This window comes from Cystobacter fuscus (assembly GCF_044360685.1).
Classification (GTDB): domain Bacteria; phylum Myxococcota; class Myxococcia; order Myxococcales; family Myxococcaceae; genus Cystobacter; species Cystobacter fuscus_C.
In genome coordinates this window covers 7,766,536-7,778,471 of the sequence record NZ_CP043491.1, presented here as the reverse complement: position 1 = coordinate 7,778,471, position 11,936 = coordinate 7,766,536, and the positions used below count along the sequence as shown (strand labels likewise).

At 68.9% G+C, this 11,936-nt stretch carries 10 protein-coding genes; 7 read left to right on the top strand and 3 right to left on the bottom strand.

From position 1 onward, the window contains the following. The first annotated feature begins 19 nt into the window (after positions 1-19). From F0U63_RS31775 to topA, 3 genes are all read left to right on the top strand, one after another. The gene (locus F0U63_RS31775; RefSeq protein ID WP_395835640.1) at positions 20-1,225 is read left to right on the top strand and encodes a LysM peptidoglycan-binding domain-containing protein; all 1,206 of its coding nucleotides are present in this window, start codon (positions 20-22) and stop codon (positions 1,223-1,225) included. Positions 1,226-1,407: 182 nt separating this feature from the next. Continuing rightward, positions 1,408-2,529, top strand: a complete 1,122-nt coding sequence (locus F0U63_RS31770) for a DNA-processing protein DprA (protein ID WP_395835638.1) — start codon at positions 1,408-1,410, stop codon at positions 2,527-2,529. A gap of 8 nt (positions 2,530-2,537) precedes the next feature. Continuing rightward, positions 2,538-5,129, top strand: coding sequence for a type I DNA topoisomerase (gene topA / locus F0U63_RS31765; protein ID WP_395835636.1), 2,592 nt, complete (start codon positions 2,538-2,540; stop codon positions 5,127-5,129). A 66-nt stretch (positions 5,130-5,195) separates the two neighbouring features. Here the strand turns inward: topA and F0U63_RS31760 are convergent, their stop codons facing one another. After that, a complete protein-coding gene (locus F0U63_RS31760; RefSeq protein WP_395835634.1) occupies positions 5,196-5,585 on the bottom strand; it encodes a TraR/DksA family transcriptional regulator in 390 nt (129 codons plus the stop codon). Positions 5,586-5,864: 279 nt separating this feature from the next. Here F0U63_RS31760 and trmFO point away from each other — a divergent pair, with 279 nt between their 5' ends. The 3 genes from trmFO to F0U63_RS31745 are packed head-to-tail and all read left to right on the top strand — an operon-like array spanning position 5,865 to position 9,770. Then, positions 5,865-7,211 carry a methylenetetrahydrofolate--tRNA-(uracil(54)-C(5))-methyltransferase (FADH(2)-oxidizing) TrmFO gene (gene trmFO / locus F0U63_RS31755; RefSeq protein ID WP_395835632.1) on the top strand — a complete coding sequence of 449 codons (1,347 nt, stop codon included), beginning with the start codon at positions 5,865-5,867 and terminating at the stop codon, positions 7,209-7,211. After that, the gene (locus F0U63_RS31750; protein ID WP_395835630.1) at positions 7,208-8,818 is read left to right on the top strand and encodes a gliding motility protein; all 1,611 of its coding nucleotides are present in this window, start codon (positions 7,208-7,210) and stop codon (positions 8,816-8,818) included. The genes trmFO and F0U63_RS31750 overlap by 4 nt, the downstream gene beginning before the upstream one ends. 43 nt (positions 8,819-8,861) lie before the next feature. Beyond that, entirely contained in the window at positions 8,862-9,770 is a 909-nt protein-coding gene (locus F0U63_RS31745; RefSeq protein WP_395835628.1) for a tyrosine recombinase XerC, read from the top strand. Positions 9,771-9,789: 19 nt separating this feature from the next. On the opposite strand, the gene F0U63_RS31740 is transcribed toward F0U63_RS31745, so the two are convergent. Continuing rightward, complete coding sequence (locus F0U63_RS31740; protein ID WP_395835626.1) at positions 9,790-10,374, bottom strand: TIGR02265 family protein; 585 nt, start codon at positions 10,372-10,374, stop codon at positions 9,790-9,792. A 233-nt stretch (positions 10,375-10,607) separates the two neighbouring features. Between F0U63_RS31740 and F0U63_RS31735 the strand changes: the two genes are divergently transcribed. Further along, positions 10,608-11,456, top strand: a complete 849-nt coding sequence (locus tag F0U63_RS31735; protein ID WP_395835624.1) for a class I SAM-dependent methyltransferase — start codon at positions 10,608-10,610, stop codon at positions 11,454-11,456. Positions 11,457-11,463: 7 nt separating this feature from the next. Here the strand turns inward: F0U63_RS31735 and F0U63_RS31730 are convergent, their stop codons facing one another. Then, positions 11,464-11,814 carry a PilZ domain-containing protein gene (locus F0U63_RS31730; protein WP_395835622.1) on the bottom strand — a complete coding sequence of 117 codons (351 nt, stop codon included), beginning with the start codon at positions 11,812-11,814 and terminating at the stop codon, positions 11,464-11,466. Positions 11,815-11,936: the final 122 nt, after the last annotated feature.

Genomic DNA, 11,936 nt, shown 5'->3' with positions numbered 1-11,936 from the left:
CCGAAAGGAAGTCATCCGAATGCGCTCGCGGATCCTCTCCTCGCTCCTTCTCGCCGCCGTCCTCGCGCCGCCCGTCTGGGCGCAGTCGGACGAGTCGGAGCCCGAGACCGGTGACGAGACCGAAGGCAGTGACGTGGTGGACGAGCCCCCCGCCGCGCGGCCGGGCCGCGTCACGCTCCCCCCGGGGCAGGGCGGCCGCGAGTCCGCTCCCGGTGAGGTCCACACCGTGCAGACCGGCGACACGCTGTGGGACCTGTCCCAGCGCTACCTGGGCAGCCCCTGGTACTGGCCCAAGGTCTGGTCCTACAACCCGGAGATCGCCAACCCGCACTGGATCTACCCCGGCAACAACGTGCGTTTCTTCGCCGCGGGCGAGGAAGTGCCCTCGCGCGTGGAGGCGGGCGTGGGCCCCGTGGATTCCGGTGAGGACGCCGTGCCCTCGGAGACGACGGGCGACGACGTGGAGGTGAGCGGGAAGATCTCCTACGCGCCCAAGTCCGGGCGCTCGGTGATGACGCAGGCCTTCGTCACCGCGCGCGAGCTGGACGAGGCGGGCCGCATCGAGGGCTCCAGCAGCGGCGCGGAGATGCTCTCCTTCCCGGACACCACCTACGTGCGCTTCAAGCGCAAGACGGACGCGAAGCTCGGCGACCGGTACGTGGTGTTCCACACCGCGGAGCAGATCTTCCACCCGGTGACGAAGAAGCCGGTGGGCTACCTCACCGAGTTCGTGGGCATGCTGCGCGTGACGGCGCTGGGCAAGGACTACGTCAAGGCGCAGGTCGTGGAGACGTGGGATCCCGTGGTGCGCGGCGATCTGGTGGGCCCCTACGGCGAGCGCATGGCCGAAGCGGTGGTTCCCCGCCGCAACGAGAAGGAGGTCAAGGGCGTCGTCCTCACCGCGCTCGTGCCCTACCTGAGCCTCACCGCGGAGCATCACATCCTGGTGATCGACCGGGGCAGCGCCGATGGCGTCCAGCCGGGCAACACCTTCACCATCACCCGCCAGGGAGATCCTGCCCGGCAGGAAGTGCTCAAGCTGGAGCTGCCCATCGGCAAGAAGAACCCGCAGGCGCCGCTGCCCACGGAGGACGTCGCCTTGTGCATGGTGACCGAGGTCAAGGAGCGCACCTCCAACTGCCTCATCGTCCGCTCCATCCAGGAAGTGGGCCCGGGCGACCCGGTGGTGATGCGCGTGAACGCGGCCCCCACCGCCCAGCGCTGACGCGCCCGCCCCGCCGCTCGGTCCCGGCGTCCGTGTGGACATCGCACCCACGGAATCGCCCCCGGGGAGCCCTACTTCCAGGGACGTCCCGCTTGACCACCGGCGGTCAGGTGTTTATGTGTGCCGACCTCTTTCCGTCGGACCCATCTTCTATATAGGTGGCTCGGGGAAGGGGGTGGGGCATGGTGGACGTCACGGCGAACAGCTACACGGCGGAGCAACGCGCGCTCCTCGCGCTCTGGTCGGTTCCGGGTCTGGGTCCGAGAACCCTGGAGCGCTTGCGCTCCTTTGCCAGGGGAGGGCTCGCTTCCCTGGCCGCCTGCCCGGTGAGGGATTGGCTCGCCGAGGCGCCGCTGGCTCCTCCCGTTCGCCGCCGGCTCGCCGAGGTCTCCACCCTGGAACCGCTCGCCACCCGGCTGCTGGAGCGCTGTGCCCGAGCGGAGATGGGTCTGGCCTTCCAGGGCGAGCCCGCCTACCCGGCACGCCTGGCCGAAACGGATGATGCCCCTCCGCTTCTGTTCTACCGGGGACAGGTGGGCCCTCCCCGGCGACGCGCCGCGTTGGTGGGCAGCCGTCATCCGGATCAGGGATTTCTTCCCTTTGCCCGGACGTTCGCCCGGCGGGTGGCGGAAGGGGGCGTCGGGGTGGTATCGGGCGCGGCGGCCGGGGTGGACCGGGCGTGCCACTGGGGCGCGATGGATGCCGGGGGCGAGACGTGGGCCTTCCTCGGCTCGGCGCTGGACGAGCTGGATCCCGCCCAGGCCCGGCTGCTGCCGCACTTCCTGGCCCGGGGTGGGGTGTTCTTCAGCGAACTGCCCCCGGGGGTGCGGGCGAGCACGACGACGTTTCCCCGGCGCAACCGGCTCATTTCTGGCGCGTCGGATGCGGTGGTGGTTCTTCGGGCGGGGGTGGGTTCGGGCAGTCTCTACACGGCGGAGGCGGGCCGGGCGCAGGGCCGGGCGGTGCTCGCCCTGCCCGGAGACGTGCTGAACGAGGCGGCGGCGGGGTGCAATGCGTTGTTGCGTGATGGTCACGCCCGCGCGTGTCTGTCCGTTGAAGAAGTCTGGCGGGCCGTGGGGATCCTTCCCCATCGGCACGTGCCGCCAGCGGAGGGTTCTTCATGGGAAGAACTCTCGGTGGAAGCGAGAGGGGCCTATCAGGTGTTGAACCGGGTTCCCAAGTCATTCGATGAGGTGTTGGCCGGCAGCCAGCTCTCCCCCGCGGCGCTCACCAGCGCCCTGGTGGAGTTGGAGCTGTCGGGATTCGTGATCCAGCACCCCGGCAGGTTGTTCGAGAGGGTCTGAGGAAAAGCATGGCGACGCGCACGAAGAAGACAGCGACCGCGGGCGAGCAGGAGGTCGAGGAGACGGCGGCCCCCGAGAAGCCGACCAAGAAGCCAGCGGCGCGCAAGAAGAGCGCCGCCAAGAAGAAGACCAGCGCGAAGAAGGCGTCCGCGAAGAAGGCGGCCGTCAAGCGCGGCAAGAAGGGCGAGCTGGCCACGGTGGAGGCCGACGCCGAGGACGCCGAGGCCGAGGCTCCCCGCCGCGGCAAGGGGCCGCACTACCTCGTGGTCGTCGAGTCGCCCGCCAAGGCCAAGACGATCAAGAAGTACCTGGGCTCGGGCTACACGGTGAAGGCGTCCGTGGGCCACATCCTCGACCTGCCCAAGAGCAAGATGGGCGTGGACCTGGAGCACGACTTCGAGCCCCAGTACGAAGTCATCAAGGGCAAGGAGAAGGTGCTCAACGAGCTGAAGAAGGCCGCCCAGGGCGTGGACAAGGTCTTCCTCGCCACGGACCCGGATCGCGAGGGCGAGGCCATCGCCTGGCACATCAACCAGCAGCTCGGCCACCCGGATGCCTACCGGGTGATGTTCAACGAGATCACCAAGCCGGCCATCCAGGAGGCCATCGCCAACCCGCGCCAGCTCAGCCAGGAGAACTACGACTCCCAGCAGACGCGGCGCATCCTGGACCGGCTCGTGGGCTATCAGATCTCGCCCATCCTCTGGAAGAAGGTGCGCCGGGGCCTGTCCGCGGGCCGCGTGCAGTCCGTGGCCGTGCGCCTCATCTGCGAGCGCGAGAGCGAGATCAAGGCCTTCGTGCCCCAGGAGTACTGGACGCTGGACGCGCTCCTGCAGGGCCAGGCCGGGCCGCCGTCCTTCAAGGCGAAGCTGTCGCGCGTGGACGGCAAGAAGGTGGAGCTCAAGGATCGCGCCACCACCCAGGGCCTGGTCGAGGAGCTGAGGAACGCCTCCTTTACCGTGAGCAAGGTGGACAAGCGCGAGCGGCGCCGCAACGCCCCCGCGCCCTTCATCACCTCCAAGCTCCAGCAGGAGGCCGCCAACCGGCTGCACTTCACCGCCAAGAAGACCATGGCGCTCGCCCAGCGGTTGTATGAAGGCGTGCTGCTCGGCGAGGAGGGCCAGACGGCGCTCATCACGTACATGCGTACGGACTCCACCCGTCTGTCCGAGCAGGCGGTGGCGGGGGTGCGCGACTTCATCCTCCAGACGTATGGCCAGGACTACCTGCCCGAGGAGCCCGTCGTCTACCGCACCAAGAAGGGCGCCCAGGACGCGCACGAGGCCATCCGTCCCACCTCGCTCGAGTACCCGCCCTCCAAGGTGAAGGCCGCCTTCGACGCGATGAACGACGACATGGCCGCGGACATGTTCCGCCTCTACGAGCTCATCTGGAACCGCTTCGTGGCGTGCCAGACGAAGCCGGCCGTGTATGACCAGACGAGCGCGGACATCACCTCGGGCCGGGCCACGTTCCGCGCCTCGGGCTCCACGCTGAAGTTCCCCGGCTACCTGGCCATCTACGGCGCGAGCCTCACCCCCGAGGAGGAGGCCGCCCAGGAGAAGGCGCGCGCCGCGGGCGACGAGAGCGCCGACGACGCCACGGGCGAGCTGCCCGTGCTCAACGAGGGCGACAGCCTCGTGCTGCAGAAGCTGCTCGACGAGCAGCACTTCACCCAGCCCCCTCCGCGCTTCTCCGAGGCCACGCTCGTCAAGGAGCTGGAGGAGCGGGGCATCGGCCGTCCCTCCACCTACGCCGCCATCCTCTCCACCATCCAGGACAAGAAGTACGCGGAGAAGATCGAGGGCCGCTTCCGCCCCACGGACCTGGGCCTCATCTGCAATGATCTGCTCGTCAAGCACTTCCCCCACGAGCTGGATGTGACGTTCACGGCCAGCATGGAGGAGAAGCTGGATCAGATCTCCGAGGGCGAGGCCAACTGGAAGGCCGTGCTCAAGGACTTCTACGCGCCCTTCAAGGAAACGCTCGAGAAGGCCGAGGCGGAGATGCGCGACGTCAAGCGCGAGGAGGTGAAGACCGACGTGGCGTGCGAGAAGTGCGGCAACGTCATGGTGATCAAATGGGGGAAGATGGGCCACTTCCTCGCGTGCTCGAACTATCCCGAGTGCAAGAACACCAAGGACTTCAAGCGCGACGCGGAAGGAAAGATCGTCATCGTGGAGGAGGAGACCACGGACGAGATGTGCGAGAACTGCGGCAAGAACATGGTCGTCAAGCGCGGCCGGTTCGGCAAGTTCCTCGCCTGCTCGGGCTACCCGGACTGCAAGACGTCCAAGCCCATCTCCATCGGTGTGACGTGCCCGGACTGCAAGCAGGGCTACCTCACCGAGCGCCGCAGCCGTTTCGGGAAGATCTTCTTCGGGTGCAACCGCTACCCCGACTGCAAGTTCGCCGCGTGGGACCGGCCGCTGCCCGAGGCGTGCCCCCAGTGCCAGTCGCCCTACCTGGTGCAGAAGTTCTCCAAGCGTGACGGCCCCTTCGTGGCCTGCCCGAACAAGGAGTGCGACTACCGTCGGCAGATCACCGAGCCCGAGGCCATTCCGGCGGCCAACGGGCCCGACGCGTCCTCGGCGGCCTGAGCCTTCCGTTCCGCGAAACCGGGGCGCTCGGGGAGACCCGAGCGCCCTTTTTACCTACCGTCGTGCCTAGAGGGTGGGCACCGACTGGGCGTGGCCCCCGCGCGTCTCCAGCTCGTGGCTCGTCGCGTCCTCCTCGCAGCGGATGGCGAAGGGCATCGCCTCCAGCCGCTCGAGGGTGATGTCCGCGCCGCAATCCACGCACTCCCCGAACACGCCCGTGTCCATACGACGCAGCGCGGCATCGATGAGCATCACCTCGCGCCGCTGCGCCTCCATCAGGCTGGACAGGGTGTAGTCCGCCAGCTCGGCCTGGGCCTGCTCCTCGTACTCGGGATCCCGGTCCGAGTCCTTGAGGGCGGACAGCTCGCGTTGGGCTCCCTCGCTCGTGCTGAGGATGGCGCGGCGGCGGCGCTGGAGGAGGTCCCGAATCTTCATGAGGTCATTGGCTCGCGTCATGGCCTGTCGCTCCATCAAAAGGGTGCACTGCGTTGGACTTCTGCTTCGCGGTTTCGCGAGTCGAACTCGGCAAAAGTAGGAGTCCCCAAAAGGTAGGGTAACTGCCGTCGGCTGTCCCACCTGGAACCCAGGCTGGAGAGCAAGCGGGGAAACGGGCACCGCCGGTCAGTTGGCGTGCCCGGGCGAGCGGAAGGGAGGGACAGGGCGGAAGGGGCCTGCTAACAGAGGCCGGATGGCTCGGGGCGGCGAGGGCCGCGCCCGGGAGAGAGGCAGGCAGCGGTGAAGCATCAGCGGGTGACGGTGATTGGCGGGGGCCTCGCGGGCAGCGAGTGCGCCTGGCAACTGGCGAAGCGCGGAGTGCCGGTGACGTTGCGGGAGATGAAGCCGCAGCGGCGCTCGCCCGCGCACAAGACGGACACGTTCGCGGAGCTGGTGTGCTCCAACTCGTTGCGCTCGGACAACCCGGAGAGCGCCATCGGCCTGTTGCACGCGGAGCTGCGCGCGCTGTCCTCGGTGATTCTGGGCTGCGCGGACACGCACCGGGTGCCGGCCGGGGACGCGCTGGCGGTGGATCGGGATGCGTTCTCGGCGGCGGTGACGCGCTCGGTGTACGAGGCGCCCGGCGTGGAGGTGGTGGCGGGCGAGGTGGAGCAGCTGCCCGAGGGCGTGGTGGTGATCGCCACCGGGCCGCTCACCTCGGACGCGCTGACGCGGGAGCTCGAGCGCTACGTGGGGGAGAAGCTCTATTTCTACGACTCCATCGCGCCCATCGTCTCCGGGGACTCCATCGACATGAACATCGCCTTTCGCGCGAGCCGCTATGGCAAGGGCGGAGGGGACGACTACATCAACCTGCCGCTCACGGCCGAGGAGTACGCGCGCTTCATCGCCGAGGTGAAGGCGGGCCAGAAGCTGCAGCCGCACAGCTTCGAGGAACCCCGGTACTTCGAGGGGTGTCTGCCCATCGAGGTGATGGTGGAGCGGGGCGAGCAGACGCTGGCCTTCGGACCGATGAAGCCGGTGGGGCTGGTGGACCCGCGCACGGGCAAGGAGTCGCACGCGGTGGTGCAGCTGCGCATGGAGGACAAGGCGGGCACGTCGTGGAACATGGTGGGCTTCCAGACGCGGCTCACGTGGGGTGAGCAGAAGCGCATCTTCACCTCCTGCATCCCGGGCCTGGCCAACGCCGAGTTCCTGCGCATGGGGCAGATCCACCGCAACACCTTCATCGACGCGCCGCGGCTGCTCGGGCGGGACTTGTCGCTCAAGGCCGAGTCGCGGCTGTTCTTCGCGGGGCAGATCACGGGGGTGGAGGGGTACGTGGAGTCGGCGGCGTGCGGCTACCTGGCGGCGCTGGCGGTGTACGCGCGGCTCACCGGTGGCGAGTTCGTGCCGCCGCCGGCCACCACGGCGCTCGGCGCGCTCTACCGGCACGTGACGGGCGAGGCGCACCCGGAGGACTACGACTATCAGCCCTCCAACATCATCTTCGGGCTGTTTCCGCCGCTGCCGGGACGGCACAAGAAGGCGGACAAGCGGGTGAAGTACGCGGAGCGGGCGCGGGCGGATCTGGCCACGTGGCTGCCGAGCGTGCCCCCCGCCGAGGCGCCCGGGAGGACGGTATGAACCGACGAGCGGTGTGCATGGGAGCGCTGGTGGCGCTCGCGCTGGTGGGGTGCAAGCGCGGCGGGGACGACAAGGCGGCCGGAGGCAGCGGCCGGGCGGCCGGGAGCGCGGCGGTGGTGGGGGGCGCCGGGGTGCCGCTGGCCGTGGGTCCCGCGGAGGATCTGCGGGTGACGGAGGATGGGCGCTTCGCCTCGTACCTGACGAAGACGCGCAAGCCGACGGTGGAGGGCATTCCGCCGCAGATGCGCCTGGGCGAGCTGTACGTGGTGCCGGTGGAGGGTGGCGTGCCGCGGCGGCTGGGCGATGGGGTGACGAACGTGCCCGGCGGGCAGTTGTTCACCCCGGACTCCAAGCACGTGCTGTTCCTCACCGGGTACAACCTGGCCAACCAGTCCGGGGTGCTGCACGTGCTGGAGCTGAACGAGCCCACGGCCGAGCCGAAGAAGCTCGGGGAGGGGGTGACGTACTTCGTGCCGAGCCCCGACGGGACGAAGCTGGCTTTCGTGGAGGGGGGCGTGCTGAAGCTGGGCGCGCTGCCCGCGGGGCCCTTCCGCCCGGTGGGTGGCGAGGTGTCCACGGCGGGCTTCTCCCCGGATGGGGCGACGCTCCTCTTCAAGCGCAAGCTGACGGCGGGCGGGGGCCTCCTGGCGGTGGCGGTGGATTCGCCCGCGGACAAGCCGGCCGAGCCGCGCAAGCTGGCGGACCAGGTGGGCGACTTCGTGTCGTCACCGGACTCGAAGTACGTGGCCTACCAGGTGCGCAGCAGCGGCAACTCGACGTACGACCTGTACGTGGCGTCGCCGCCGGAGTGGACGGGACTCAAGGCGGCCTCGGGCACGACGTCGTTCGCCTTCTCGCCGGACTCGAAGTGGCTGGCGCGCAACGACGGGGGCAAGCCCGAGCTGATGGGCGACCTGTACGTGGGCCCGGCGTCCGGGGAGCCCGGGCGCAAGGTGGGCGAGCGCGTGAAGGACGTGGCCTTCAGCCCGGACTCGCGCGCGCTGGGCTTCCTGGCGAAGTACGACCAGTCGGCGGGGGCGGGGCTCATGGGCGTGGTGACGCTGCCGGACGGCGAGCCGAAGCTCGTGGGCAGCCGCGTGCCCAACTTCACCTGGGGCAAGGACGGCCAGTACGTGGCCTTCCTCTCGCGCTTCCTCAAGCCGGTGTACTCGGTGGACCTGATGGTCTACCCGGTGGGCGCGGAGAAGGCGATCAAGGCCCAGGCGGGGGTGTTCGGCTATGGCTTCACCCCGGGCAACTCGGCGCTCGTCTTCCGCTCGGGCTGCATCCGCGAGGGCCGGGCGTGTGACTTCCAGGCGCTGCCGCTGCCCCTCTCCGCCGAGGCGGCGCCCCAGCCGGCCACGTGGCTGCAGGGCATCTACAGCTACAAGCTGTCCGCGGATGGGGAGCGCGTGCTGGCGACCTCGGCGCGCATGGACTCGGACGCGTTCGACGTGGCCGTCTATGACGTGAAGACGAAGGCGCGCAAGACGCTGGACCAGGGGGCGCAGTTGCCGGCGTACTTCGCGGGCCCCGGGGACTCGCTGGCGGTGTACGTGCTCAAGGGCGCCAACGCGGGCGTGTACGCGGCGCCGGCCCGGCCGTGAGAAGCTTGCGGGAGGCCCGGCCGCGTCTAGGCTGGGGCCTCCCATGAGCACCGAGCCGCTGTCGCCCCTGTTGGAGAAGTTTCGCGTCCACCTCGTCGACGAGAAGGGCGCCAGTGCGCACACGGTGCGCAACTACTTCATCGATCTGGTGGACTTCGAGCGCTACCTCGTCGAGCGCGCGAAGCTCTCGCTCCTGTCCGCCTCGCACGCCGCCATTCGTGGCTACCTGGGCACGCTGGCGGTGGAGCACGCGCCCGCCAGCCGTGCGCGCCGGCTCGCGAGCATCAAGAGCTTCTACAAGTTCCTGGTGCGCCAGAAGCTCCTGCCGGGCAGCCCCGCCAAGCTGGTGAAGAGCCCCAAGCTGCCCAAGAAGCTGCCCAAGGTGCTGCCGGTGGAGGAGCTGTTCGCCATCCTCGACATGCCCCCCCAGGACACGGTGCTGGGGCTGCGCGATCGGGCCATCCTGGAGATCCTCTACGGCGGCGGCCTGCGCATCAGCGAGCTGTGCGGGTTGGATCTGCTGGACGTGGACCGGAGCGAGCGCATCATCCGGGTGATGGGCAAGGGCAGCAAGGAGCGCCTGTGCCCGGTGAACGCGCAGTCCATCCGCGCGCTGGAGGCCTACCTGGCGCGCCGGGGCGAGCTGCTCGCGGTGCCGCACGAGGGGCAGGACGCGGAGGCGGTGTTCCTCAACTACCGCGGCGGCCGGCTCACGCCCCGCAGCATCGCGCGGCACCTGGACGCCTACGTGCTGCAGTGCGCGCTGCAGCGCAAGGTGAGCCCCCACGCGCTGCGCCACTCCTTCGCCACGCACCTGCTCGGCGGCGGGGCGGACATCCGCAGCATCCAGGAGCTGCTCGGCCACGCGAGCCTGTCCACCACCCAGCGCTACACCCACGTGAGCTGGGAGCAGCTCCAGGCCGTCTACGACGCCGCGCACCCCCGGGCTTGAGCGCGCGCGGCGTGGGCCTTCACCACTCGATGTAGTACTCCGCTTCGTCCATCCCCATCCGACGCACCTCCACCCGGCCCGTGCAACCCACGCCCTGGAGCGCCGCCTCCAGCAGACCCTGGTGGAACTCCACCGGCTGCATGTCGCCCTTGAAGTGCAGGCTCACGCGCCGCTCGCCCACCACGCTGAACTTGCGCTGCCCATAACTCACGGCCGTGGAGTAGGCCGTGGGCGCGCTGGAGAACAGCCGCTTGGGGTCTCCCTGTCCGATGATGGTGGTCAACGTCCGGCCCACCCCGGACTGGAAGAACCCGCCCACCGCCGCCGCGCCACACGCCCGGATGGCCGCTTCCGGCGAGCCATACTGGGGCGCGAGCAACTCACCCGCCGCGAAGAGCACCTGGAGGAAGTCGCGCGCGGGGTACGAGAAGAAATCCACCAGGGGTTTCTTGGCAATCTGCGCTCTCAACTCCGCCGCCGCCGTGGCTCCGCGGTGCTGCTCCACCAACTTGAAGACCGCATTGAAGATGAGTCCTCGCACGGTGGCGGTCTCCGGCGCGAGTCCCATCCTCTGCGTGCACTCCTGGCTATTGAGCGATGGCATGGTTCAGGAATTCTGACACAATTAGCTCTCGGAATCTTCCCCCCTGGGCACCGTGCCTCTCCACGGTAGATAGATAAGCCTTGAACCCTCTCCATCTCCTGGCTTCTGAGTCGTCTTCAGCGTTCGCAACGACACTCGCAGTCTTGGGTGCCTGGCTGAAGGAATTGGAAAATTCCGAGCGAGTCACAAAGACTCCCACGCAATTGGATTCATCTCGTCTGAATGAACTCCTGATGGATGTCTGGAGAGCAGGAGGTGCGTCAGGGGCACCGGGCCTGGCGCGAGGCTCTCCGGACCAGGGCCGCTTCCGCGCCGAGCTCGGGCCCTACTTCTGGAAGAGCGCGGTGCTGCGGCGCTGCTGGGAGAAGCCCCGCGGCTACGCGGGAGACTTCCTGATGATGGAGGCGCTCTACCGGCGCAAGCCCGAGGGCCAGACGCCCCTGGAGGTGTGGATGGACACCTGGGCCCTGGAGCTGCCTGGCTTCCAGGCCGTGCGCAACCGCCGCGACCTGCTCGCCCAGATGCTTCGCGCGGAGCATGCCCGGGGCGCACGCAAAGTGATGAACGTGGCGTCTGGCTCGGCGCCCGAGCTCGTCGCGGTGGCGCGCGACGTCTCCTTCGATTCCGTGACGCTGTTGGATCAAGATCAGGGCGCGCTGGACTCGGCGCTCGGCCACTTCACGCGGGTGGGGGCGATGCCGGCCACGCGCCATCAGGCGCTGCGGCTGTGGTGCGGCTCGGTGCTGGAGCTCTTGCGCAACCGCAGCGATCTGCCCCCGGCCTCGCAGGACTTCATCTACTCCATCGGGCTCTTCGACTACCTGACGGAGCGCTTCGCCAGACGGCTCACCACGAAGCTCTGGGACGGACTGGCCCCGGGCGGCCTGCTGGTGCTGGGCAACTTCAACGCGAACAACCCCATGCACCTGTTCACCGAGACCGCGCTGGACTGGTACCTCATCTACCGGGATCCGGAGGATCTGCTCAGGCTCGTGGAGGGCTTGCCCCGCCTGGAGAGCGCGGAGGTGCGGACCGAGGACACCGGCTGCCTTCACCTCCTGGTGGCGCGCAAGGCGAAGTAGCTCCGCCTCAGAACAGCTGCTCGGGATCTTCCTGCACGCCCGAGTCCTGGCTGGCGAGCTTGAGGATGGGGGCCTCGTCGGGCAGTTGGGTCTCGAAGTGGGTCGCCACGGCGAACCACTCGCCCACCCGGCGCGTGCGCACCACCTTGATGGAAAAGGTCGAGCCCGGGAGCACGGGTAGATGCACGGTGTAGTGCTCCCCCACGCGCATCGCCACCGGGGTGACGAGCAGACACCCCGAACGGGAGATGTTGAAGATCTCTCCGGCGAGCTCGACTTCTCCGCGCAGGATCTTGATGCGCATGCGAACGCGGTGACGGGGATGGCGACGCCGATCAGAACTGCTCAGGTTGCTCACGGTGGATCTCCTGGCTCAGGGGCAGGAATGAGTGTGCCTTTTCGGCCCCCCCGGGCTTCATCATACCGGAGTCCTCGGGCGGCGACCGAGCGCGTTCGTCAGGTGTTGGGTTGAAAGTCGCG

Coding starts and splice junctions, on each gene's coding strand:
- F0U63_RS31775 (WP_395835640.1), top strand. CDS start 20: ATGCGCTCGCGGATCCTCTCCTCGCTCCTTCTCGCCGCCGTCCTCGCG.
- F0U63_RS31770 (WP_395835638.1), top strand. CDS start 1,408: ATGGTGGACGTCACGGCGAACAGCTACACGGCGGAGCAACGCGCGCTC.
- topA (WP_395835636.1), top strand. CDS start 2,538: ATGGCGACGCGCACGAAGAAGACAGCGACCGCGGGCGAGCAGGAGGTC.
- F0U63_RS31760 (WP_395835634.1), bottom strand. CDS start 5,585: ATGACGCGAGCCAATGACCTCATGAAGATTCGGGACCTCCTCCAGCGC.
- F0U63_RS31750 (WP_395835630.1), top strand. CDS start 7,208: ATGAACCGACGAGCGGTGTGCATGGGAGCGCTGGTGGCGCTCGCGCTG.
- F0U63_RS31745 (WP_395835628.1), top strand. CDS start 8,862: ATGAGCACCGAGCCGCTGTCGCCCCTGTTGGAGAAGTTTCGCGTCCAC.
- F0U63_RS31740 (WP_395835626.1), bottom strand. CDS start 10,374: ATGCCATCGCTCAATAGCCAGGAGTGCACGCAGAGGATGGGACTCGCG.
- F0U63_RS31735 (WP_395835624.1), top strand. CDS start 10,608: ATGGATGTCTGGAGAGCAGGAGGTGCGTCAGGGGCACCGGGCCTGGCG.